Genomic DNA, 24,177 nt, shown 5'->3' with positions numbered 1-24,177 from the left:
AATGCCATTCATTGATCCGAAATTAAAGGAAACAGTCTGTGAACCTCTTACTGACAGTGTTCGAAATCGTGGCTCCGGTCTTCCTTTTGGCAGGTGTCGGATTCACCTGGGTCAAGCTTGGTTTTGAGTACCGGCTCGAGTTCGTAACACGCCTTGCAGTGACCCTTGCGGTGCCCAGTCTGATCTTTGTGGCGCTGATGCAAACCGAGATTCCGGCGGGCGAGCTGACCCGCTTCACGCTCGCCGCGATTGCAAGCCATGCCGGGCTGGCCGTGGCCTTTGGAGTTTTCGTTCGGTTCAGCGGATTGGACCGCAGAACATATCTCGCGCCACTGATCTTTGGGAATACCGGCAATCTGGGCCTGCCTTTGTGTATTTTTGCTTTTGGGCAGGCCGGTCTGGGCTTTGCGGTCATTTTTCTGGCCGTTACTGCGCTCTTTTCCTTCACTTACGGCATCTATCTGGTCGCCGGACGGGGCGCTTTTGGAAAGGTCGCACGCGAACCGATGGTTTGGGCGACCCTGCTTGGCGCCCTGTTTCTGTGGCGTGACTGGGAAACGCCCCTGTTTTTGACGAACACTCTTGAACTACTTGGCCAGATGGCAATCCCGATGATGCTGATCACGGTCGGGGTCGCGATAGCGCGGTTAACGACACGCAAACTGGGGCAAGCGATCTGGTTGTCGGCCCTGAAACTGATTGTCTGCTTTTGCCTTGGATGGGTGGTTGCCCGCGCCTTTGATCTGGATGCAATCGCGTTTGGCGTGCTGGTCTTGCAGATGTGCACACCGGTCGCCGTCACCTCATACCTGTTGGCCGAGCGGTTTGATGCCGATGCGGACGCTGTCGCCGGGATGGTCATGGTCTCAACAGTGTTGTCCGTGGGCGCTTTGCCTCTAATTCTAGCTATTGTTTTGTAACGATTGTGATTTCCTAAATCCTCAATCTACGCTAGAATAAAGAAAAAAGGCACGAGGCACATGAGCAGAATTCTATTCGTACTCTTCGGGGTGCTGCTTTTGGCATCCTGTGGCGGTGGATCCAAACAGCCGCCAAGCAGATTGAACGACGCGTGCAGCATTGCGCGCGAAAGGCCTGACTATATCAAGGCGTTTAAAAGCACCGAACGGAAGTGGGGCGTGCCCATTCACGTTCAGATGGCGACGATCTATCAGGAAAGTCGCTACAAGCACGATGCACGCACACCGCATAAGTATGTGTTGGGCGTGATCCCAATGGGGCGTCAAAGCAGTGCTTATGGTTTCAGTCAAGCGCTGGACGGAACTTGGGACGAATACCAAAAGGAAACGGGCAAACGCCGCGCCAAGCGGGACCGCATTCGCGACGCGTCAGATTTCATCGGCTGGTACATGAACAAAAGCTATGAACGGAACGGCATTCACCCCAGCGACACGCGCAACCAGTATTTGGCCTATCACGAAGGGCACACGGGCTACGCCCGCGGCAGCCACTACGGCAAATCCTGGCTGTTGAATGTCGCTAACGATGTGGATGCGCGCGCCAAACTCTATCAGGCGCAATTGGCTAGCTGCCGTTACTAAAAAACCAGCGGGTCAGCGATTGCTTGACCCGCTTCTTTTCGAACTTGAAAACAAACTGTTGTTTAGGTTTCCGCCTGTTTTCAACTGGCCCAGCAACACGGTTGTCTGGCTGCCTGCATTGTCGTGAATAACCCATTTGCGCAGCTCAACCGGATCGCCGGTGAACATCAATTCAATCCGTCCTGATTCAGGGTTTTTCGGGTCCTGCGCCGTGACGACCGTGGCGGTGCCGTCGAAATCATGCCCGACAACCATATTGGCCTGCCCAAGGTTGACGTTCCGCGCCAGCACCAGCGACAACGGCGTCCGTTTCAGCGGATACTGTTCGGGCGGCTGGTTTGATTTTGGGTCAAAAACCTGAACCGTTCCAGCGCGCGCCAGAACAACCGCGCTGTTGGGCGGATCGTATTCGAACCGCATCTTCCCGGGCCGCTCAATCCATAGCTTTCCGGTGCTGAGCGAGCCGTCATCGTTGACCTGAGTGAACGTGGTCTCAACGGTCTTGAGACCGTTCAGATAGTTGGAGATTTGCGACAGCGGCAGCTTATCAGCCGCCCAGGCCGCAGGTGCGGCCAGTGTCAGGACAAGGGCAAAGGCAATCTGTTTCATAAGCCATCAGATAAGTGCTTTGCCCTTGTTATTAAATATCCTACTGCTCAGGGACGAGGATTTCCCGCTTACCGACGTGATTTGCAGCCGAAACAACGCCTTCGTCTTCCATTTGCTCAACAAGCCGCGCAGCTTTGTTGTAGCCAATGGCAAGTTTCCGCTGGATGTATGAGGTCGAGCATTTGCGGTCCTTGATCACAATTGCAACCGCCTGATCGTACAAGGCGTCCTCTCCGTTGGTGTTACCACCGGTGTTCAGGCCCAGAACGGCGTCGATATTGTCAGCCTTTTCCTCAGCCGGGCCATCGACCACTCCGCTCATGTAGTCAGGCGGACCGAACTGTTTCAGGTGGTTGACGATTTCCTCGACCTCTTCATCCGAAACGAACGGACCGTGGCAGCGCGTGATCTTGGCGCCACCGGCCATGTAGAGCATATCGCCCTGCCCCAGCAGTTGCTCGGCGCCCATTTCGCCAAGGATGGTACGGCTGTCGACTTTGGACGTCACCTGGAACGAAATCCGCGTCGGGAAGTTCGCCTTGATCGTACCGGTGATCACATCGACCGACGGGCGCTGCGTGGCCATGATCAGGTGGATGCCCGAGGCCCGCGCCATTTGCGCCAGACGTTGGATGCAGGCCTCAATCTCCTTGCCCGCAACCATCATCAGGTCGGCCATCTCGTCAACGATGACAACGATATAGGGCATTGCTTCAGGTGCGAATTCCTCAGTCTCGAACGTTGGTTCGCCGGTTTCGTCATCAAAACCGGTCTGCACCGTGCGGCTGAACATCTCGCCCTTGCCTAGGGCATCCTTCACGCGCCCGTTGTAGCCAGCGATGTTGCGGACGCCCATCTTGGACATCTTGCGATAGCGGTCTTCCATCTCACCCACGACCCATTTCAGGGCCACGACCGCTTTTTTCGGGTCAGTCACAACGGGTGAGAGCAGATGTGGGATACCGTCATAAACCGACAGTTCCAGCATTTTGGGGTCGATCATGATCAGGCGGCATTCGTCCGGCGTCAGCTTATACAGCAGCGACAGGATCATCGTGTTGATCGCCACCGATTTACCGGAACCAGTCGTACCCGCGATCAGCAGGTGAGGCATCTTGGCCAGGTTCGCCACGACCGATTCACCACCGATGTCTTTGCCTAGTGCCAAAGGCAGCGCATGGTTGCCGTCCCCGAAGTCGCGGCTGGCGAGGATTTCGCGCAGCACCACCATCTCGCGGTTTTCGTTCGGCAGTTCGATGCCAATCACGGACCGTCCGGGCAGGGTCGAAACCCGTGCCGACAATGCAGACATCGAGCGCGCAATATCGTCCGCCAGACCGATCACGCGGCTGGCTTTCAGACCGGGAGCTGGTTCCAATTCATACATGGTGACAACCGGACCAGGGCGGACGCTGACGATTTCACCCTTTACACCGTAATCGTCCAGCACGTTTTCCAGCATCCGGGCGTTTTCTTCCAGCGCCTCGTCACTGAGGTGGTGGCGTTGAATGCTGTCAGGGTTTGACAATAGGCTAAGCGGTGGAAGCTCAAAGTCCGAATGCCGATCCTCAAAGGACAACGCGGGCTGTGCCTCGGCCTGTGCACGGCGCGAAGGCGGAGGCGCACGGCGCACAGGTTGTGCGACCACGGGTTTGCGTGGCTCAGCCACCGGAATTTTCATCGCGGGGCGCAGTTGTGGCGCGGGTTCAGGAGCATCCTCGAACACGGCCTCATCTTCGAATTCCGGCTCGGGCGCAAAATCCTGATGCAGTGGCTCTTGCTGCCATTCCGGCGCAGGCTCCGCCGTCAGCATCGGTTCAGGCGGCAGACCGGCCGAAGTCATCGGCGGCTCGGGCGGCAGTTCTTCCCCGCCTCTGGGGTTCAGGATCAGCGGGTCGGGACCCCGGCCGCGTCCTTTGGTCAGCGGTAGGTTCGGATCGAGCTCTGGTGCCATCTCACCGGTGGCCACTTTGCGGTTGCGCACAGCTGCGGAAATCTTGGAGCGGATGCGATCCTCACCCGGCATTTCATCAAACCCGACGATGGGTTCGGGGTCGACCAGTTCAGGTTCGGGCATCGGTTCGGGTCGGCGGATCAGGCTGGGCATCCGCGCCAGCAGACCGGTCTTGGCAGGTTCGGGTTCGTCAAATTCCGGTTCTTCAAACACCGGATCAGCATATGCCAAATCGTCATCAAACATGGCATCTGCGGCTTCGGCGCGGGCTGCTTTACGCTCCTCCCACTGAGCACGGCGGTCACGGGCGGCTTGCGCCGTCGCCGAGGCACTGCGACCCAACAGGTTCATCAACATGTCGTAAGACATCACGAGGCCCAGCAGGAATGCCCGCACCCCTTTGCGGACATCCGTTTTGGTAAAGCCCAACACAAATACGCCCAGCGCCAGCATCCCGGCAGCCATCGCCAGTGACATCAACTTAACCAGGAAATGCGAGGAGATTGGCAGCAGTGTCAGCAAGGCCCCCATAACGGTGTCACCAAACAGACCGCCTAAACCAAAGCTATGGGTCGCGCGCCATGCCTCGCCCGGCACCAAGGTTGCAGCGTAGACCGAGACGACCGAAATCCAGATCGGGGCAAAAATCAGACGGGCCACCGCGCGTTCCTCGCCGAAATGCCCGGCAAAGCGCACTCCCCAGCCGATCAGCACCAGAGCAATGCTCCAGCTGCCCCATCCAACAATCATGAACAGCGGCGCAGCGATCGAAGCGCCAATTCGCCCCATCCAGTTCTGCACCGGCGCGTCGGTCGACACCATCCAGTTCGGATCATCCGGCGTGTAGGACCAAATCATCGCGGCCGACGCCAGCCCCAGCAGGATCAATGCGATCCCTATCAGTTCCTTGCTGCGCCGTTCGATAGCGGCCTGAGTCGTGCTGTCCAGCAATGGATCGCGGTTGCGCGCGTTATATGATGCCATTTTGCCCTCGTACCTCACGAATAGATGCAGTCTCGGAGCGTGATCAGCCCCTGCCGCAACTCTGTTTTTGGGGCCACCATTGCGACCCGGATAAATTGCTCGCCCGGGTTTTGCCCCGGATCACCTTGAGAAAGATATGCGCCCGGCAGAACCCGTACGCCGGTCTCCTGCCACAGCTTCAATGCGGTTTCCTCGCCGTTCTCGACCGGCAGCCACAGGAAAAACCCGGCTTCGGGCGGCATGTAACCCTGCACATCGGCGAAAACCTCATCCGCGATGGTGTACTTTTTCTGATAGAGCGCACGATTTTCGATGACATGCACTTCATCTGCCCAAACTTGCGCGGCAGCAGCCTGCAACGGCAGCGGCAATGGCGCTCCGGCGTAGTTCCGCAGCTGCTTGACCCGTTTGATGGTTTCCGGCCCCCCTGCGATCAGGCCAGAACGTAGCCCGGCCAGATTGGATCGCTTGGACAGTGAGTTGAACAGGGTAATCCGTTCCGGGTCTGCGCCTAGTTCCTGTGCAACCGTCAGTACGCCCGTTGGTGCATCATCGCGGTAGATTTCCGAATAACACTCATCCGCGAAGATGCGGAAATCATAGGTCTCGGCCAGTTGGATCAGTTCAGCCCAGTAATCGCGAGAGGCCACAGCCCCCTGCGGATTCGCTGGCGAACAGATATAGGCCGCGACCGTCCGGTTTAGGACGTCCTTGGGCAGCCCCGCGTAATCCGGCAAGTGGCCTGTGGTAGCGGTGGCGGGCACAAAAACCGGCTCAGCCCGAACCGACAGCGAAGCCACCATGTAAACCTGATAGAACGGGTTCGGGCACAGAATAACGGGCTTTTCACCGTTCTTCTGTTCGGGACACAGCGCCATGGCCGCGTTGTACAACCCTTCGCGGGTGCCATTCAGGGCCATTACATTGGTGTCGGGGTCCATCTTCACGCCATAGCGACGGTTGATCCAGCCAGTGATCGCCGACCGCAGCTCGGGTGAACCCTCGTTGGGTGGATAGCCCTGAAACCCGGCCGCGTTTGCCATGATCACGTCGGGCACCCATTTCGGGAAGTCGTGCATCGGGGCGCCAATGGTCATGTGAATCACTTCGCCACCCGGCTGATGGTGATCCAACAGGGTGCGAAGACGCGGGAATGCATATTCCGGTAGGTTCGAAAACCGCTCGGGGAAATTCATAACTACTGCCTCAATACCGGGATCATTTTCGCCCCGTTTTTTAGTCAGACTACAGACCGCGCCCTGTTTCGTCCAGACAAAGAGACGGCGAATCAGGGGATTGTGGCATTCAGGCCAACGCTGCCTCGGCGGCCGATCCAAGCCGTAACAGAGCCTCTTCCGAACCCGGATAGCCCATCATCATCAGCCCGCAACCCGGCGTTCCGGTCGGCAGAGTCAGCGCCGTCAGCCCCATCAGGTTACCAATCCGTGTATTGCGCAGGGCCAGCAGGTTTTCGGTCACGTAGTACTCGTGATCCTTCATCAACCGGTCGAGATTCGGGGGCAAGATAGGCGCTGTCGGGGCCAGAACTGCATCGAATCCGGCGGTCGCGGCGTCCCACGCTGCACGGCTCGCCTTCAGCTTTGACCACGCGGCGATATAGTCAGCTCCGGTGGCGTTTCTGCCTGCGCGAAAACGTTCCAGAATCTCGGGGTACATGGCATCGGGATTGGCTTCGATCACATCGCGCCACAAACCGTAGGCTTCGGTGGTGTACAGAATGCCGGACAATGCCATAGCATCCTCAAGCTCTGGCACTTCCAGCGGCACGATCTCGGCCCCGGCCTCACGCAACCGCTCCACGGCATCATCGAACGCTTTGCGCGGTGCTTCCCGCAGATCGTCACGGGCCACGTTCTGAAGGTTGGCAAAGCGGCGACCCTTAAGGCTGGCACCACGCAAATCGGGCGGGCTGCTGCCCTCCAGCAAAGCAAGCATATGGGCTGCATCCTCAACCGAACGGGCCAGCGGTCCAACCGTATCGAACCGCAGACACAGGGGCACCGTTCCCTCAAGGCTCACGCGCCCTGCCGTCGTTTTCAACCCAACCAGATTGTTCCAGGCGGACGGAATCCGGACCGACCCGCCGGTATCCGACCCGATCCCGCAGGCCGCCAATCCCCAGGCCACCGAAGCGGCAGCACCGGAAGACGAGCCGCCAGACACGGAATCCTCGTCGTCTACGCAAGGTGGCGTTCCGGTGACCGGGTTCAGACCCAGCCCGGAAAAGGCCAGCTCGCTCATATGCGTCTTGCCCAAACAGACCGTTCCCATCGCTGTGGCATTGCGAACTACGACCGCGTCCATTTCAGGAACGCGACCTTTCAGCAAGGCCGACCCCGCCTCGGTCGCGGTACCCGCCGTATCGAACAGGTCCTTCCAGCTGATCGGTACACCATCCAGCAACGAGCGGCGCAACCCCAGTTTCGCCCTCTCCTGCGCGGCCAGAGCTTCGGCTCGTGCCCGGTCATGGGTGATGCGGGCATAGATTCTTTCCAGATGTGGATGCGCGTCGATGGCGGCCAGATAAGTCTCGGTCAACTCAACCGGGTCGATCTGCCCCATGCCAATACCCCGGCCCAGATCACACGCCGTCATGGTCAGCCAGTCCTGCATTCCCGCCCCCTTTGAAAAAATCGCCTTCACGGACGGTAGCGACAGGACTGCACATGGACAATCCCGAAAGGGCGCGCATATTGCAGCCCATGGAACACAGCTCGGATATCCTGATTGTAGGCGGCGGCCTGAACGGCCCGGCCCTGGCATTGGCACTGGCGCAAACGGGGCATTCCGTCACCGTGATCGACGCATTGGCGGAGAAAACGCGCAAGAGCGCCGCCTTTGACGGGCGTGCTTACGCGTTGGCGCTGGCCTCACAACGGCTGCTTGACGCGACTGGTGTCTGGGGTCGGATCGCCGAGCATGCCCAGCCCATGCTTGAGATAAAGGTGACCGATGGCCACGCCGGTGCCGGGCCATCCCCTTTCTTCATGCATTTCGATCATGCCGAGATCGAAGAAGGCCCGATGGGATATATGGTCGAAGATCGCCACCTGCGCCGCGCGTTCCTGGATGCGATGGCAGACGAAACAGGCATCAAGCAGATCAATGGCAAGACCGTAATCGCGCAGGACGCCGATGCGACCGGGGTCACTCTGACGCTTGATGACGGTTCACAGGTCACCGGAGGTCTGCTTGTCGGCTGCGATGGACGCCGCAGCGGAACAGCCGCACGCGCGGGGATCAAGCGCTCTGGTTGGGATTACGGTCAGACAGCGCTGGTCTGCGCCATCGAGCACGACCTGCCCCACCACGGAATCGCGCATCAGTTCTTTATGCCGCCCGGCCCATTGGCGATTCTGCCGCTGACCGGCAACCGCAGTTCAATCGTCTGGAGCGAGCGGACCGAGATGGCAAAACGCATTAACGCCATGTCCGAGGCGGATTACCTTCAGGTCCTGCGCCCGCGCTTCGGTGATTATCTGGGCGATATCCGCCTGCAGGGCGACCGGTTCACCTATCCGTTGAACCTGACCATCGCCAACTCTTTCATCGGCGACCGGATGGCACTGGTCGGAGACGCCGCACACGGGATGCACCCTATTGCCGGACAGGGGCTGAACGCTGGCCTTCGCGACGTCGGTGCGCTGGCCGAAGTTCTGACGCTGGCCGGGCGGCGGGGCGAGGATATCGGCTCGCTACTGGTGCTGGAACGCTACCAGGAATGGCGGAGGTTCGACACTGCCGCACTGGCCATGGCGACGGATGTATTCAACAAGCTGTTTTCCAACGACAACCCAATCCTGCGCTTAGGGCGCGACATCGGGATGGAGATTGTCGGCTCATTGCCCGGCCTGCGCCGAGGCTTTGTGCGCGAGGCCGCGGGACTGACCGGAGACCTGCCAAAACTGCTGCAGGGTCGCGCGATTTAATCCAGCTCGCGCGCTTCATCCACCAGCATCACCGGGATGCCGTTGCGGATGGGAAACGCCAAACCGGCGGCCTTAGACACCAATTCCTGCTTTTCGGCGTCGTAGCGCAGCATGGTATGTGTCTGCGGGCAGATCAGCGCCTCAAGCATGTGACGGTCAAAAGGGTGTTCGGCTTCGGTCATTGCAGTTTTTCCTCACTCGATCCGCCGCGCATGGCGAATTCGATCAGTGTTACAAGTGTCTCGCGGCGTGTGCGAAGGCAAGGCGCCTCAAGCAGCGCCTGTTTTTCTTCGGGGTCGAAATCCAGAAGCATGGACAGAGAATTGACCAACAGCTCGTCATCTGCGTCCTTCAGAGTGTCCCAGTCCGTGGACAGCTGACGCGACGAAAAAAACCGTTCCAGCAGCATCAGGAAATTCGAGCGATCAAATCGGTCATCGTGTTCCGCCCTGCCAAGATCCCGGTCAAACCCGCCCCACGAAACAGAGCAACGCCGATACGGTGTAAAGGCGTCCAGTTCTGCCCGGATACGAAAACGCGAAATCCCGGTCAGCGTGATCAGATAGCGGCCATCTTCGGTTTCGGAAAACTGCGTCACGCGGCCCGCGCAACCAATCTGGTGCAGCTTGCCCTCGTTGCTCTGGCACGGGTTCGGCTGCACCATACCGATCAGACGCTCCTGCGTTTTCAGGGCGTCGTCCAGCATCTGAAGATAGCGCGGCTCAAAGATATGCAGCGGCAAGCGCGAGCGGGGCAGCAGCAGCGCCCCGGGCAATGGGAAAACGGATACCGTTTCCGGCAGATCAGCGGGATGCATCATGTACCCGAGTGTAGCTCTGATCCGGAATTAGGCAAATATCATCGAGCTGAGTTTTCGACGCCCGTTCAGAACGATCGGATCATTGGGCTTAAGTGCATCGAAGATCGTGAAAAGTTGTGTCTTAGCGGCGCTGTCACTCCATTCACGGTCACGACGGAACAGTTCAAGCAATTGCGCAACCGCCTCTTCAACTTCGCCATTTGCATGCAACGCCTGCGCCAGGTCGAAGCGCGCCTGATGATTGTCAGCGTCCGCGTCGACCGCAGCCTTCAGTTCACCCACCGGACCTGCGTCGGCGGCCTGTTTGGCCAGTTCAAGCTGGGCATGGGCTGCCTCAACTTCGGGCGAGGTCGAAATTTCCGCGGGTGCGCCGTTCAGAATGGCTTCTGCCTGCTCCAGATCGTCGGACGCGATGTGAGCACGAACCAAACCGCCATAAGCCGCTGCGTGGTTCGGATCTTCACCAAGAATGGCGGCAAAAGTCTGCGCGGCATCAACTGCTGCACCTTCGGCCAACATCTCTTCGGCGGCCTGAACCGCGTCATCCAGCTGCCCGCCGGGGCTTTCGCCGCCCGCCGCTTCGATCACTCGATCCACAAAGGCCTTGATCTCAGATCCTGGCACGGCACCCTGAAATCCGTCGACCGGTTGGCCCTTGAAAAAAGCATAGACAGTCGGAATCGACTGGACGCGCATCTGCGCCGCAATCATTTGCGCCTCGTCAACGTTGATCTTGACCATCTTCACCGCGCCTTTGGCGGCGGTCACGGCCTCTTCCAGCAACGGGCCAAGGGTTTTGCATGGGCCGCACCAGGGCGCCCAGAAATCAACGATGACTGGGGCTTCCTGCGAGGCCTCGACGACGTCGGCCATAAAGGTGGCCTCGGATCCGTCTTTGATCAGATCGGTGGCATCAGGTCCGGCTGCGGCGTTCAGAAGGTCCATGGCATTCACTCTTTCGTTCGAATTTGGGCTCTATATGCAATCACAAAGGGCAGAAACCAATAGTAGAGTTGCGTGGTCAAAGGTCGAATGTCGCGAAGACCGGCGCGTGATCGCTGGGTTTTTCCCATCCGCGCGCATCACGCAGGATGCGGCTGGAGTGTCCCGCGTTGGAAATATCAGGCGTCGCCCAAATGTGATCCAACCGCCGCCCCTTGTCTGCAGCGTCCCAATCCCGCGCGCGATAGGACCACCAGCTATAGAGCTGCCCTTCGGGAATATCCTGACGCGTGATGTCGACCCAATCGCCTGCATCCTGTGTTTCGGCAAGCTGCTCAACCTCGATCGGAGTGTGCGAGACGACCTTGAGCAATTGCTTGTGCGACCAGACATCATCTTCGCGCGGGGCGATGTTCAGATCGCCAACCAGAATAGACTTTTCGGGCTTTTCGGCATGGAACCAGTCGCGCATATCTGTGAGGTAATCGAGTTTTTGGCCGAACTTCTCATTTTTCTCGCGATCCGGAATATCACCACCAGCGGGCACGTAGAAATTGTGGATCGTCACACCGTTTTCCAAACGCCCCGCTATGTGGCGCGCGTGCCCGAGCCCTGCGAAATCCTTGTCGCCAACCTCTTCCATCGGCAGGCGCGACAGGATCGCGACGCCGTTGTACCCCTTCTGGCCACGCGCAACCATGTGGGTGTAGCCCAGTTCGGCAAAACCTTCGGTCGGGATTTTCTCGACCGGAGACTTGCACTCCTGCAGGCACAATACGTCCGGCGCTTCTTCCTGCAGCAATTTCAGCACGATGGGCTCGCGCAGGCGGACCGAGTTGATGTTCCAGGTGGCAAGGGTAAAGGGCATGGGCAGGAATCCTCTGACGCGATTGGCGCAGACTAGCTTGGTGTGAAACCGGGTGCCACGGGAAAAATGCCCATCGGAATTTAACGCCAAGGGGAACCTGCCAGCTCGCTTCCGTCTCGGGAAATCCTTTACATAATACACATATTTATTATCATGAATTTTTATATATTCGATACTCTGGGAGGGGACACCCGTGAAGCCGATTGGGTCGAAGATACTTGTTTCTGCGTGGATATGCCTGTGCTCTGCACCCGCCTTTGCGCAGTATTTCGGACACGAATACGAGGGCAGCCAGGCTCCGATCCGGGAGGGCGAACAACCCGTGATCCCGCTTGATACGGAAGATCCGACCTACAACGCGTGGCGGACCCCGCTGCCAAGCTTTGATGGCACAGAACGGGCCGATGGACCGATTGACCTGCAACGGTTCTATGGGCAGGGCTTCATGCAGATACCGACGTTTTTGCACCAACCGATTGCTTTAACGCCAGCAGACCTAGCCGCGGGTGAGGTCGATGTTGCGATCATGGGCGCTTTTACGGATATGGGCGGCGGAATGCGCGGTGCATCTCACGGTCCAAACGCGGTCAGGGCATCGTCGATGTATTTGGGGTACGGTGCGCGGCAACCGCATATGCATGTGATGGTTGATCCGCTTCAGGACATGACCGTTGTCGATTATGGCAACGCGCCGAACGACATGATGAGCACCGAACGCACGATCCACTCGGTCCGGTCCTTTGTTCGTCAGGTCGCCGAAGTACAACATGAGAACGGCACCCGTGTCATTCCGTTTATCGTCGGCGGCGACCATTCTCTGATGTATGCGGATGTTGCCGCGCTGGTAGATGTGTACGGCAAGGGGAACGTCGGCGTGGTCCATTTCGACGCACATTATGATGCTGGTAAATACGGGCTGGGCCACCTGATCAACCACGGTATGCCGGTCTATCGCCTGATCGAGGAAGGGCTGGTTCCCGGCAAGAACTTCATTCAGGTTGCATTGCGCGGCTATTATCCGGACGAACGCGCGTTTGAATGGATGCGCGAGAACGGATTTCGGTATCACACAATGGCCGAGATCGAAGATCGTGGTTGGGATGCGGTGATGGAAGATGCCATTGCCGAGGCCAAAGATGGCCCGGAGTACATCTTTGTGTCATTCGATATCGACACGCTTGATCCTGCCTTTGTTCCCGGCACCGGAACGCCTGAGCCCGGCGGGCTGATGCCGCGTGAGGCCTTCCATATCCTGCGTCGTCTCTGCGCCGAAACCAACCTTGTGGGCTTTGAACTGGTCGAACTGTCCCCTCACATGGACCCGACATATGTGTCCGCGCTGAACGCCAATCGGCTGCTGCGAGAATGCCTGACCGGTGTCGCCATGAACAAGCTCGGGATAACCGAGCCCGATTATCGCAGCCCGCTGACTGTCACGCATGGTCAAAACGACAATTAAGCTGCGGGTCTATTCAGCCCTCGCGCTTGCCCTGCTCGGCTCGCCATCCTTGGCCGAGCCGTTGCAAGTGTCCTGGACCGACCTACAGGAAGGGCGCCCACAAAGTTGTTCGGCTGTCCTTGAGACCTATCTTTCCAATCCGAATTGCACCGGAAAGGATATGTCGGACCGGATGCTGTCCTTGCAACTTGCCGAATGCACGCCGGGAAACACTGACCTTGATGGCATCACAATCCGCATTGCGGGCTACGCCCACCCCGTGGAGTTCGAATTCAGGAACGTCCAACGCTTTCTGCTGATTCCGCCGATGGATCAGGATTGCCGGCATCCGCTTCCCCCGCTTCCCGATCAGGTCATCACGGTCGAATACGCAGAAGGGATCGACATAACGGCAGACCCCGTATGGATCACCGGCCGCTTACAGATTCGGCCCAGCGGGAACGAAATTGCGCCTTCGGCCTACAGAATCAAAGCAGTGAACGTCACAACAGCTACGATTCCGGATGTGACGACCTCTGAATGAATACCATAGTATCTGTTCAGATATGCGCCTGCGATTTCAAGGCGTAGCGCTTGATTACACTTCGAAAAAAAGCCGGGCCATAAGGCCCGGCAGTCCAACAGGGAGGTGCATGTCATAACCCGGACATGCGCGGGTTGGGAGTAATCTAATTACACATCCAGAGTATCACTTTGACCCATGTCAATCCAGTCAGGGTTACGAAACCAGGCGATATCCACCGGACTCTGTGACCAAAAGGCGCGCATTCGATGGATCGGGCTCGATCTTCTGACGCAGGCGATAGATGTGGGTTTCCAGCGTGTGCGTCGTGACGCCAGCGTTATAACCCCAGACCTCGTGCAGCAGTACGTCGCGGGCAACCACGCCATCGGCCGAGCGATACAGGAACTTAAGAATATTGGTTTCTTTCTCGGTCAGGCGGATTTTTCGGTCTTCTTCCGTGATCAGCATCTTCATGGCCGGTTTGAACGTATACGGCCCCAGCACAAAGACCGCGTCCTCGGACTGTTCATGCTGACGCAGCTGCGCGCGGATACGGGCCAGCAGGACCGGGAACTTAAACGGCTTAGAGACATAATCGTTGGCGCCTGCGTCCAGACCAAGAATGGTATCCGCGTCGCTGTCATGGCCTGTCAGCATCAGGATCGGGCTTTTGACACCTTGCTTGCGCATCAGGCGGCACAGCTCTCGCCCATCGGTGTCCGGCAGGCCGACGTCCAGAATGACCAGATCGTAGATTGCCTCGCGTGCCCGCTCCATGGCAGATTGGCCGTCTGCCGCTTCGAACACGTCGAAATCCTCGGTCATCACAAGTTGCTCGCTGAGCGCCTCACGCAGGTCTTCATCATCATCCACCAGCAGGATTTTCTTGAGCTGAGCCATGTCCGGTCCTCCTAAGCCTTTTCCACCATTTGCGTGCGGAAGATGCAATCAACAAGATTTACTGCAATCGTCTCACGCCCTCGTGTCTGACGCGTAGGAATTGTTTCACATTTCCCGCTGATCGGGTTAGACGAAGGCTGGAACGTTACAGGGTAACTAAATGAGTTTGATCCCCGATATTTCGGAATTGCTGGCGCGCGCCCGCGCAGATTTGCGCATGGGCGTTCCGGTTGTGCTGACAGACGACAGCGGATTTAGCGTATTGGCAATAGCGTCGGAAACGCTGAGCGCGCAGAGGCTTGCCGATTTACGGAGCCTGGAAGGTCAACCTGTGGTGGCAATCACAGTCAGACGGGCGGAAACCCTGAAGGCGCGGGCCTATGATGGCGATCTGGCACGCGTGATCATTCCCTCAGACACCGATATAACCTGGGTTCAAGCTGTGGCCGATCCATCCGATGATCTGAACACCCCGATGAAAGGCCCGTTGATGTCCGAGCGGCAGGGCAATGCCAACCTGCATCGTATTGCAATCGCATTGACCAAGTCCGCTCGGTTGCTGCCCGCAGCCGTCGTGGTTTCTATTGAGGATGGGCGCAACTTTGCTGCAACCCATGGCCTGACCTGCATTGACCATACCCGCGCCGCGCCGCATCTGGCTGACCGCAGCGCTTTGCACGAGATCGCTGCGGCACGTTTGCCAATGGAAGTGTCCGAGGCGGGTCGCCTGCACGTGTTCCGTCCCGAAGATGGCGGAGAAGAGCATTATGCCGTGGAAATCGGGCGTCCGGACCGAAGCAAGCCGGTATTGGCCCGTTTGCACTCGGCCTGTTTCACAGGCGACCTGATGGGCAGCCTGAAATGCGACTGCGGCCCGCAACTGCGTGGCGCGCTGGCGCAGATGGGGGCCGAAGGCTCTGGCGTATTGCTGTATCTCAATCAGGAAGGACGCGGCATTGGCCTTGCCAACAAGATGCGTGCCTATTTCCTGCAGGATCAGGGTTTTGATACAGTCGAAGCCAATCATCGGCTGGGTTTCGAAGACGATGAGCGCGATTTTCGGCTGGGGTCGGACATTCTCAAAGAATTGGGTTTCAACTCGATTCGGCTGCTGACCAACAACCCGGCGAAAATCGCGATGATGGAGAAGACGGGAATCGCCGTGACCGAGCGTGTACCGCTCAAAGTGGGTGAAACGGCTCATAATCGCGGGTATTTGGCAACCAAGGCTGCAAAATCAGGCCACCTTCTGTGACGCCCGATGATCTTGTTCTGACCCCGCGCGGCGTCCGTTTTGCCGGACGTGTCTTTCCCTGCTCAATCGGTAAAGGCGGGTTGACCGACAACAAGCGTGAAGGTGACGGAGCAACGCCGACCGGGGTGCATCACGTCGTCGGCATGCTGTATCGACCGGACAGGCTTTTGGCACCGACCTCATGGGCAATCCCTATAGGTCCTGGCGATCTTTGGTCGGACGACAGTGACGATAGCCAATACAATCAGATGGTCAGTTCGCCTTACGCGCATAGCCACGAAAAACTGCGACGCGCGGACCCGCTATACGATCTTGTGCTGATCACCGACTGGAATTGGCCAAATGCGGTACCGGGCCGCGGATCGGCGATTTTCCTGCACCAATGGCGGCGCCCGAGTTACCCGACCGAGGGCTGCGTCGCGTTTCGCCGCGACCACCTGCATTGGATTGCCCGCAGAATAGCCCCCGGAACGCGCCTGATTATCCCTCGGATTTAACCCGTTCGCCAAAGATCGCGGACCCAACGCGTACATGCGTGGCACCCAGCGCTATCGCTTGTTCGAAATCACTGCTCATCCCCATCGACAGGCCCTGCAATCCGTTGCGCTCGGCAACCTTGGCCAGCAATGCAAAATGCAGCGAAGGTTCTTCATCAACCGGTGGAATCGCCATCAACCCCTGAATCGGCAGGTCCAGAGACCGGCATTCAGAGATAAAAGCGTCCGCATCAACCGGCATGACACCGGCTTTCTGTTCTTCCTCTCCGGTGTTGACCTGGATGAACAGATCAGGGCAGTGACCAACTTCCTGCGCAAGCCTCGCCAGAGTCTTGGCCAGTTTGGGGCGATCCACCGAGTGAATCGCGTTGAACAACTCCATTGCCTGCCGGGCTTTGTTGGTCTGCAACGGCCCGATCAAGTGCAGATCGATGCCAGAGAATTGCTCCATGAAGTCCGGCCATTTTCCTGCCGCCTCCTGAACCCGGTTTTCGCCGAAACACCGATGCCCTTGTTCCAACACATCCTGAACACGCTCATTCGGTTGAACCTTTGAGACCGCGATCAGTTTCGTCGATCCCGCAGGCCGCCTGGCGGCGGATTCGGCTTTGGCGATGCGGGCAGTAATGTCGTGCAGCGACATGGGTTTCCTCTCTCTGCTTTGGGCGCAGAAAAACACCAAGTCGGCACAAAAGAAAAGGGCAGGTCCGAAGACCTGCCCTTAAACTTTGCGGTTTAGATCAACTTAGAAGTTGAACTGAGCACCGAAGTCAGCACGCATACGGCCGTCTGAGCCGCCGGTTTTTGCTTCACCGATACCACCGCGCAGCGATGCACCGCCGCCCAGGTCGTAGATGGCGCCGATACCGATGTTGCGGGTATCTTCGTCAGCCGAACCGTCACCGTAAGCGAAGGTCAGAGTGGTTGCAGCGCCGATGTTGTAGGCCATCGACAGACCGTATGCGGTGCCGTTTTTGGCGGCGTTCACAACGTCATCGTCTGCAACAAACAGGGTACCCGAGAAGTCACCCCATTCACCACCAAGGGTCAGAACGGTCAGCGACTGCTTTTCGCTCGAAGCGTCTACGTTCGCCTTGGTCTGACCGTAGGCCAGAGCAGCGGTGATGTTGTTGAAGGTGTACGTTGCGCTCAAATCCCAGCGGTCGCCATCCTGCGCAACGCCATCAATTGCGAAAGTGCGCTGGTCATAGGACGCGCCGAATGCGAAATCGCCAACTGCATACTGGAAGAACACAGCGTTCGCGCCCGAACCGGTCGAGGTATAGCTCAGGAAGCTGTAGTCAACGCCCGAGTACTGGCCAATGAAGCTTTCCAGGCCAGGCTCGTTACCGTAGTAGTTTGCCAGGTTGTCGAACGAACCAGCAACGTTGCCGGCGTCAACACGCAGACCACCGTAGATGACCGAGAAACGCGCGCCGTTCAGGCCAGCAGAGCCGGCTTCGCCGTTGCCGGCGTTTTCGTCAGCCTGCAGACGAACACGAGCCGAGAACTCAACGCCGCCGTCGGTTTCTGCAACACCGTCGATGTTCAGACGGAAGCGCGAGACCAGGATGGTGTTGTCGGTGTCGACGGTTGCGGTGCCGGTTGTCGGCGGAGTGGTCGTGGTGTCGATGTTGGTCACGGAACCGGTGCGGTCCTCTTGGTAACCAATACCAAAACGGCCGTAGCCGCTGAAGCGAACGTCGGCTGCTGCAACACTTGCGGTTGCGATCAGCGCGGTCGTTGCGAAGAGAACTTTTTTCATCTTGTTTCCCTCGGTTTCAAAGTTTTTCTACTCGACATATGCCTCAGCACATGTCTCAGCACGGGAACCGTTTCGCTCTTTTTGCCCCCTTCACGCAAGCTTGGCTTAAAATTGAACTACGCATTGACCACAAATTGGTGCAAGGATGCCACAGTCGATTTTCGGGGCCGATCTGCGCACCACTCCGAACATATGTAATAAGAATAGGGTTGTTGCTGAACTGGACCTTGTCTAGGAGTAACACCTGACAAAGTAGACCAAGTTAAACAGGACCTGTCGACAATGCGCCTGCAGACGATTTTCGGTTTGATCATAATGACTGCTGCCGTGTCGGCCTGCGGACAGAATCAGGGTGCTGCCCCGAATCCGGATTTGCTCGCTACAGATAGCACCCGCACAAGCGAGCGCGAGTTGAACGATCCGAATCGCACGACCATCTGGGATTTGTTCGACCGCGGCAATGCCGAACAGATCGTGAATGTGAACCGTTACCTTTGGGCTGCGTCACTGGATGTACTGAACTTCCTTCCTGTGCAGGAAGTCGACCCCTTTACCGGCGTCATCGTAACCGGTTACGGCACTCCACCGGGTGGCGGGCGGCAGTATCGCGCAACCGTTCACATAAGTGACCCGGCGCTGGCCGCCCGGTCCCTGTCGGTTGCACTGCAGACCAGCGGCGGCGCTCCGGTGAGTGCCGCGACGACGCGGGCGGTCGAGGATGCGATCCTAAATCGCGCACGTCAGTTGCGCATTGCAGACAACAAGCTCTAGCCACCCGCCGAAAATCACAATATTACCACGCCGGGTTCATGCCCGGCGTTTTCATTTACGAAGGACCGCACCATGTCGCGCTACTCGGCCAACGAAATCGAAGCAAAATGGCAGGAAGCCTGGGACAAGGCCGGGATCTTCACCGCCCAGCACAAGGCGGATAAGCCGAAATACTATGTGCTTGAGATGTTCCCCTACCCGTCGGGCCGTATCCATATGGGGCATGTGCGCAACTATACGATGGGCGACGTGATCGCGCGGCACAAGCTGGCTACAGGCCATAACGTGCTGCATCCGATGGGCTGGGACGCGTTCGGGATGCCTGCGGAGAACGCCGCGATGGCCATTGGCGGCCACCCTAAAGACTGGACCTATGGTAATATCGCCGACATGCGCGGGCAGATGAAGCCACTGGGCCTGTCGATCGACTGGTCCCGAGAATTCGCCACCTGCGACCCGGAATACTATGGCCAACAGCAGGCCTTGTTCCTGGATATGCTCGATGCCGGGCTGGTTTACCGCAAGAACGCCGTGGTGAACTGGGACCCGGTCGACATGACCGTGCTGGCCAATGAACAGGTGGAAAACGGTCGCGGCTGGCGGTCTGGCGCATTGGTTGAGCGCCGGGAGCTGACGCAGTGGTTCTTCAAAATCTCGGACTATTCCGAAGAACTGCTCGAGGCGTTGGATACGCTGGACAACTGGCCTGCCAAAGTGCGCCTGATGCAGGAAAACTGGATCGGCAAGTCGCGCGGCCTGCAATTCGGGTTCGAACGCACTGATGGCGAAGAACCCATCACCGTCTATACGACTCGCCCCGACACGTTGCTGGGCGCGTCTTTTGTCGGCATCTCGCCGGATCACCCCATTGCAAAGCAGCTTGAGGCCGAAAACCCCGAAGTTGCCGAGTTTGTTGCCGAATGCCGCAAAGGTGGCACCACGGAAGAGGCCATCGAGACTGCCGAGAAACTGGGCTATGACACCGGTATCCGCGTCAAACACCCACTGGACCCGAGCTGGGAGCTGCCGGTCTGGATCGCGAACTTCATTCTTATGGATTACGGCACCGGCGCGATCTTTGCCTGCCCGGCGCATGACCAGCGCGACCTGGATTTCTGCCGCAAGTATGGCCTGCCGGTCGTGGACACCTTCTTCGCGCTGAATAACGGCACGCCGGTCGACAAGATCGCATTTGTTCCGCCCAAGACCGAGAAAGTCCGCTGGGTGAACCATTTTGCCGGTCTGACCGAGGCGACGGGTGACGAAGCGATCAACGCCACCGTCGATTTCGCGGAAAAAGCGGGCTGGGGCGAAGGCGTCACCAAATATCGCCTGCGCGATTGGGGACTTAGCCGCCAGCGCTATTGGGGCTGCCCGATTCCCGTTGTTCACTGCGACAGCTGTGGTGTGGTGCCTGAGAAGAAAGAGAACCTGCCGGTTCAACTGCCCGACGATGTCACGTTCGACAAACCGGGCAACCCACTGGATCGGCACCCGACGTGGCGCGATTGTGCCTGCCCGAAGTGTGGTGCGCCGGCCAAGCGCGAAACCGACACAATGGATACCTTTGTCGATTCCTCCTGGTATTTCGCCCGTTTCACCGCCCCGCGCGCTGAAACGCCAACCGATCTGACCGAGGCGGAATACTGGATGAATGTCGACCAGTATATCGGCGGGATTGAGCACGCGATTCTGCACCTGCTCTATTCGCGTTTCTTCGCGCGGGCGATGAACATCACAGGCCACCTGCCGAAAAAGGCGATCGAACCGTTCGATGCGCTGTTCACCCAAGGCATGGTGACGCACGAAATCTACCAGACCCGCGACGCAAATGGTCGCCCGGTCTATCACCTGCCCGAGGATGTGACCGACGGCAAACTGGTCGACGGCACCGAGGTCGAGATCATCCCCTCTGCCAAAATGTCGAAATCCAAAAAGAATGTGGTCGACCCGGTCAGCATCATCTCGGCTTTCGGCGCTGACACGGCCCGCTGGTTCGTGCTGTCCGATTCGCCGCCCGAGCGGGACGTGGAATGGACTGCTTCGGGGGCCGAGGCAGCGTTCAAGCACCTCAGCCGCGTGCATCGCATCGCCTCAGAAATCGCAGAATCCGATGTGCCTGCGAATGCCGAGGACGAAGCGCTGCTGCGCGAGATGCACAAAGCGATCCATGACGTGACCGGCGGTGTGGAATCCTTTGGCTTCAATGCCTCGATCGCCAAGCTTTATGCTTTCACCAACACACTGGCCAAATCCAAGGCGGGTACGGCAGCGAAACGCGAAGCCGCCAAGACGCTGGCGCAACTGATGTCGCCCATGACCCCGCACCTCTCGGAAGAGCTGTGGCAGTTGCTGGGCGGCGAAGGGCTGGTGGCTACCGCGCCATGGCCAGTTGCCGATCCGGCGATGCTGGTCGATGACACCGTCATCCTGCCGATCCAGATCAACGGCAAGCGCCGCGCGGAAATCAGCGTGGCCAAGGATCTGGCCAAGGACGAGGTTGAAAAAATCGCGCTCAGCACCGAAGCTGTGCAAAAGGCGCTGGATGGCGCTGCACCGAAGAAAGTGATCGTTGTACCGGGCCGGATCGTAAATGTCGTCGTTTGATCGCAGAACTTTTTTGCTGATGCCACTGGCGCTCGCCGCCTGTGGCTTTGAGCCGGTCTACGCACCGGGCGGGGCCGGATCGGTCCTGTACGGAAGGGTTGCCGTTTCCGCACCAAATACAGTCGCCAGCTATCTTCTGGTCGAAGACCTGGAACAAAAACTTGGTCGCAGCGCCTCATCGGGCAGCGAGTACAATCTGGACGTTTCGGTATCGACTGCGACCTTGGCAGCAGCGATCACAACCACGAACGAAACCAACCGCTATACGATAAATGGCACCGCGAACTATTCGCTTAGATCGAATGCGACGGGTCAGATCGTTGCCTCGGGCACTGTGACAGACTTTGTCGGGTATTCGGCGGCCGGTTCGACAGTTTCGACACTGGCGGATGAGCGGGACGCAAACCAACGCCTGATGGTGATTCTGTCCGATCAGATCATCAACCGCCTTTACGCAACCCCGGGCCTGACCGCATGAAGCTGAGCCCGCGCGAGGCCGAGGGGTATTTCTCCAAACCCGACGCGAACAAGACCGGGCTGCTGATTTACGGCGCCGATGCAATGCGGGTAGCGTTGAAGCGTCAGCAGGTGCTCGCTGCGCTTCTGGGCGCAAATGCCGAAGAAGAGATGAGACTGACCCGGCTTCCGGGTGGCGACCTGCGCGGTGATCCCGCCTTGTTGCTGGATGCCGTCAAAGCTGTGGGTTTCTTTCCCGGCCCCCGCGCCGTGTTTGTCGAAGACACAACTGAAACCGCCGCCCCCGCGATCATCGCCGCACTGGAAGACTGGGTGCCCGGAGATGCGCAGATCATTGTCACTGCCGGGCAGTTGAAAGCCAGCTCCAAGATTCGCAAGGCATTCGAGGCGCATCCGTCGACCTATGCCGTCGGCATTTACGACGACCCGCCCTCGCGGGCCGAAGTAGAAAGGGTTCTGTCCGAGGCCGGGTTACAGAACATCCCGCGCGACTCGATGTCGGCGATTACCGAGCTGGCGACGAGCATCAGCCCCGGAGATTTTGCACAGACGATTGAAAAACTGTCGCTTTACAAACGTGGCGACAGTTCTGAACTCACCATCGAAGACATCGACGCCTGCGCGCCCCGCTCGACCGAGGCCGCTCTGGACGATGTTCTGAACGTGGTCGCAGAAGGCCGCGCGGGCGAGATTGGGCCGTTGATCCGCAGATTGCAGTCGCAGGGCACCAACGCCGTGAGCCTGTGTATCGGCGCGACCCGGCATTTCCGAACGCTTTACGCCTGCGCATCCGACCCTGGCGGTGCCGCGCAAGGAATCGGTAAGTTGCGACCGCCGGTTTACGGCAAACGCCGTGACCGCATTCTGCGGCAGGCCCAGGGCTGGGGCGCACCCAAACTGCAAACCGCTTTGACGGTGCTTACGGACACGGACCTGTCGCTACGTTCGGCTGGCCAAACTGCACCTGCCATAGCCCTGGTCGAGCGGGCAATGATCCGCCTCGCAATGCTGGCAAAGACCCGCTAACTGGCCCGATCAAGCCACTTTGCAGCGGCGCGTCCGGCCCAGCGACCGGTCGCCAGACAGGCCGTCAGCAGGTATCCCCCGGTTGGAGCCTCCCAATCCAACATCTCGCCTGCGCAAAACACTCCGGGAAGCGCGGTCAGCATTAGCCCTTCATCTAGCGCCGCGCGCGGAACTCCCCCAGCGGTGGAAATGGCCTCATCCATCGGACGCAGGCCAGCATGGAGAATCGGCAAGCGCTTGATTGCACTCATGTCTTCCGAATGCGGCACGCCACTGCGCTTAATCATTTCGTGGAACAAGGCAACTTTCTGCGGAGACAGATGCAGTGACTTCTTGAGCCACTGGGACAGCGTCATTTTCGGTTTCTTCGACGAAAAGCGGCTTTTCAGTGCATCTGCATCAAGATCGGGCGCCAGATCGACAAACAACGGCGCGCCTTCGCGCAGGGCGGGTGTCAGGGAGTATAATCCGCCGCCTTCCAGCCCGTTCGCAGACAGTGCGGCCTCGCCCCGGCTTTCCAATTCCCCGGCCGTCCAGCGAACCGATTTCAGCGCGGCGCCGAAATGGGGTTGCATATGTGGGCTCCAATCCACGGAAATCGCTGAATTCGCAGGCGCGAATGGTGTGAGTGACACACCCTTGTCTTGCAATAGCGGCGCCCAAACTCCATCAGAGCCCAAGCGGGACCAGCTTGCCCCGCCCAGCGCAAGTACGGTCGCATCCGCCTCGATGCTCTGCCGACCGTCGGGTGTATCGAATATCAGCGCGGTGCCATCCCAGCCGACCCACCGCCAACGGGTTCGGACCTGCACGCCAGCCTCTGCGAGCTGGGCCAGCCACGCGCGCAGCAGGGGGGAGGCTTTCATTGACGTTGGAAACACGCGCCCGGTCGAGCCAGTAAACAACTCTTGCCCCAGCCCCTGCGCCCATGTCTTAACACCCGAGGCATCAAACTCAGCGATCATTGGGCGCAGCCAGTCAGCAGCCTCTCCGTAAGACTGCAGCAGGGTTTCGAAAGTTTCGTCCTTGGTCAGGTTCAGCCCTGACTTCCCCGCCATCAGAAATTTGCGCGCAACCGATGGCTTGGCTTCGGCTACAAGGACATCGTGCCCGGTATTGGCAAGCTCCTCGGCCGCCATCAGGCCCGCGGGTCCTCCTCCGATCACCATTGCCTGTGCCATCCATGCCCTCTTGCCTTTCGCGCCACCCGGCGCAACTTTACCTTC

General features: G+C 58.7%; 23 protein-coding genes. 11 read left to right on the top strand and 12 right to left on the bottom strand.

The features are described from left to right. Positions 1-38 precede the first annotated feature (38 nt). Together ACR0J0_RS16085 and ACR0J0_RS16080 are read left to right on the top strand one after the other, a co-directional pair. Positions 39-920: an AEC family transporter gene (locus ACR0J0_RS16085; RefSeq protein ID WP_480665165.1), complete on the top strand. Its 882-nt coding sequence runs from the start codon at positions 39-41 to the stop codon at positions 918-920. Between the two features lie 60 nt (positions 921-980). After that, positions 981-1,562, top strand: coding sequence for a transglycosylase SLT domain-containing protein (locus ACR0J0_RS16080; RefSeq protein ID WP_480665164.1), 582 nt, complete (start codon positions 981-983; stop codon positions 1,560-1,562). Positions 1,563-1,574: 12 nt separating this feature from the next. Here the strand turns inward: ACR0J0_RS16080 and ACR0J0_RS16075 are convergent, their stop codons facing one another. The 4 genes from ACR0J0_RS16075 to ACR0J0_RS16060 form a co-directional block, all read right to left on the bottom strand. Beyond that, positions 1,575-2,171 (bottom strand): LolA family protein, encoded by a 597-nt coding sequence (locus tag ACR0J0_RS16075; RefSeq protein ID WP_480665163.1) that lies wholly within the window; start codon positions 2,169-2,171, stop codon positions 1,575-1,577. 40 nt (positions 2,172-2,211) lie between these two features. Then, positions 2,212-5,109, bottom strand: coding sequence for a DNA translocase FtsK (locus ACR0J0_RS16070; RefSeq protein ID WP_480665162.1), 2,898 nt, complete (start codon positions 5,107-5,109; stop codon positions 2,212-2,214). Positions 5,110-5,123: 14 nt separating this feature from the next. Next, positions 5,124-6,305, bottom strand: coding sequence for an aminotransferase class I/II-fold pyridoxal phosphate-dependent enzyme (locus ACR0J0_RS16065; protein ID WP_480665161.1), 1,182 nt, complete (start codon positions 6,303-6,305; stop codon positions 5,124-5,126). Between the two features lie 109 nt (positions 6,306-6,414). Next, positions 6,415-7,743, bottom strand: a complete 1,329-nt coding sequence (locus ACR0J0_RS16060) for an amidase (protein ID WP_480665160.1) — start codon at positions 7,741-7,743, stop codon at positions 6,415-6,417. Between the two features lie 53 nt (positions 7,744-7,796). Between ACR0J0_RS16060 and ACR0J0_RS16055 the strand changes: the two genes are divergently transcribed. Beyond that, positions 7,797-9,059 (top strand): FAD-dependent monooxygenase, encoded by a 1,263-nt coding sequence (locus tag ACR0J0_RS16055; RefSeq protein WP_480665159.1) that lies wholly within the window; start codon positions 7,797-7,799, stop codon positions 9,057-9,059. Here ACR0J0_RS16055 and ACR0J0_RS16050 read toward each other — a convergent pair. From ACR0J0_RS16050 to ACR0J0_RS16035, 4 genes are all read right to left on the bottom strand, one after another. Further along, positions 9,056-9,241: a Trm112 family protein gene (locus ACR0J0_RS16050; RefSeq protein ID WP_480665158.1), complete on the bottom strand. Its 186-nt coding sequence runs from the start codon at positions 9,239-9,241 to the stop codon at positions 9,056-9,058. The two genes, ACR0J0_RS16055 and ACR0J0_RS16050, sit on opposite strands and share 4 nt — an antisense overlap. Then, on the bottom strand, positions 9,238-9,879 hold the full coding sequence (locus ACR0J0_RS16045; RefSeq protein WP_480665157.1) for an LON peptidase substrate-binding domain-containing protein: 642 nt from the start codon (positions 9,877-9,879) through the stop codon (positions 9,238-9,240). The genes ACR0J0_RS16050 and ACR0J0_RS16045 overlap by 4 nt, the downstream gene beginning before the upstream one ends. Positions 9,880-9,906: 27 nt before the next feature. Further along, positions 9,907-10,824, bottom strand: coding sequence for a thioredoxin (gene trxA / locus ACR0J0_RS16040; protein ID WP_480665156.1), 918 nt, complete (start codon positions 10,822-10,824; stop codon positions 9,907-9,909). A gap of 76 nt (positions 10,825-10,900) precedes the next feature. Then, positions 10,901-11,689: an exodeoxyribonuclease III gene (locus tag ACR0J0_RS16035; protein WP_480665155.1), complete on the bottom strand. Its 789-nt coding sequence runs from the start codon at positions 11,687-11,689 to the stop codon at positions 10,901-10,903. A 193-nt stretch (positions 11,690-11,882) separates the two neighbouring features. Here ACR0J0_RS16035 and ACR0J0_RS16030 point away from each other — a divergent pair, with 193 nt between their 5' ends. Then, positions 11,883-13,148, top strand: a complete 1,266-nt coding sequence (locus tag ACR0J0_RS16030; protein ID WP_480665154.1) for an agmatinase family protein — start codon at positions 11,883-11,885, stop codon at positions 13,146-13,148. Next, positions 13,129-13,671: a DUF3299 domain-containing protein gene (locus tag ACR0J0_RS16025; RefSeq protein WP_480665153.1), complete on the top strand. Its 543-nt coding sequence runs from the start codon at positions 13,129-13,131 to the stop codon at positions 13,669-13,671. The genes ACR0J0_RS16030 and ACR0J0_RS16025 overlap by 20 nt, the downstream gene beginning before the upstream one ends. Before the next feature lie 195 nt (positions 13,672-13,866). Here ACR0J0_RS16025 and ACR0J0_RS16020 read toward each other — a convergent pair whose 3' ends face one another. Beyond that, positions 13,867-14,553, bottom strand: coding sequence for a response regulator transcription factor (locus ACR0J0_RS16020; RefSeq protein ID WP_058272567.1), 687 nt, complete (start codon positions 14,551-14,553; stop codon positions 13,867-13,869). A gap of 160 nt (positions 14,554-14,713) precedes the next feature. On the opposite strand from ACR0J0_RS16020, the gene ribA reads away from it, so the two are divergent. Then, positions 14,714-15,808 (top strand): GTP cyclohydrolase II, encoded by a 1,095-nt coding sequence (ribA, locus tag ACR0J0_RS16015; protein WP_480665152.1) that lies wholly within the window; start codon positions 14,714-14,716, stop codon positions 15,806-15,808. Further along, complete coding sequence (locus tag ACR0J0_RS16010) at positions 15,805-16,305, top strand: L,D-transpeptidase family protein (RefSeq protein ID WP_480665151.1); 501 nt, start codon at positions 15,805-15,807, stop codon at positions 16,303-16,305. Before ribA ends, ACR0J0_RS16010 begins: the two co-directional genes overlap by 4 nt. Here ACR0J0_RS16010 and ACR0J0_RS16005 read toward each other — a convergent pair. Both ACR0J0_RS16005 and ACR0J0_RS16000 read right to left on the bottom strand, forming a co-directional pair. Continuing rightward, complete coding sequence (locus ACR0J0_RS16005; protein ID WP_480665150.1) at positions 16,289-16,948, bottom strand: YggS family pyridoxal phosphate-dependent enzyme; 660 nt, start codon at positions 16,946-16,948, stop codon at positions 16,289-16,291. The genes ACR0J0_RS16010 and ACR0J0_RS16005 overlap by 17 nt on opposite strands. Positions 16,949-17,050: 102 nt before the next feature. Further along, the gene (locus ACR0J0_RS16000; protein WP_480665149.1) at positions 17,051-18,070 is read right to left on the bottom strand and encodes a porin; all 1,020 of its coding nucleotides are present in this window, start codon (positions 18,068-18,070) and stop codon (positions 17,051-17,053) included. Between the two features lie 282 nt (positions 18,071-18,352). Between ACR0J0_RS16000 and ACR0J0_RS15995 the strand changes: the two genes are divergently transcribed. The 4 genes from ACR0J0_RS15995 (at position 18,353) to holA (ending at position 22,951) form a co-directional block, all read left to right on the top strand. Further along, positions 18,353-18,841, top strand: coding sequence for a DUF3576 domain-containing protein (locus ACR0J0_RS15995; RefSeq protein ID WP_480665148.1), 489 nt, complete (start codon positions 18,353-18,355; stop codon positions 18,839-18,841). Between the two features lie 72 nt (positions 18,842-18,913). Continuing rightward, positions 18,914-21,448 (top strand): leucine--tRNA ligase, encoded by a 2,535-nt coding sequence (leuS, locus tag ACR0J0_RS15990; RefSeq protein ID WP_480665147.1) that lies wholly within the window; start codon positions 18,914-18,916, stop codon positions 21,446-21,448. Further along, positions 21,435-21,926, top strand: coding sequence for an LPS assembly lipoprotein LptE (lptE, locus tag ACR0J0_RS15985; RefSeq protein ID WP_480665145.1), 492 nt, complete (start codon positions 21,435-21,437; stop codon positions 21,924-21,926). The genes leuS and lptE overlap by 14 nt, the downstream gene beginning before the upstream one ends. Beyond that, positions 21,923-22,951 (top strand): DNA polymerase III subunit delta, encoded by a 1,029-nt coding sequence (gene holA / locus ACR0J0_RS15980; protein WP_480665144.1) that lies wholly within the window; start codon positions 21,923-21,925, stop codon positions 22,949-22,951. Before lptE ends, holA begins: the two co-directional genes overlap by 4 nt. Here holA and ACR0J0_RS15975 read toward each other — a convergent pair. Then, positions 22,948-24,132 (bottom strand): TIGR03862 family flavoprotein, encoded by a 1,185-nt coding sequence (locus tag ACR0J0_RS15975; RefSeq protein WP_480665143.1) that lies wholly within the window; start codon positions 24,130-24,132, stop codon positions 22,948-22,950. The two genes, holA and ACR0J0_RS15975, sit on opposite strands and share 4 nt — an antisense overlap. Positions 24,133-24,177 lie beyond the last annotated feature (45 nt).

Source organism: Ruegeria sp. BF12 (assembly GCF_056538705.1).
The sequence above is the reverse complement of the archived record's forward strand: the minus strand, read 5'-3'. Positions and strand labels throughout refer to the sequence as shown.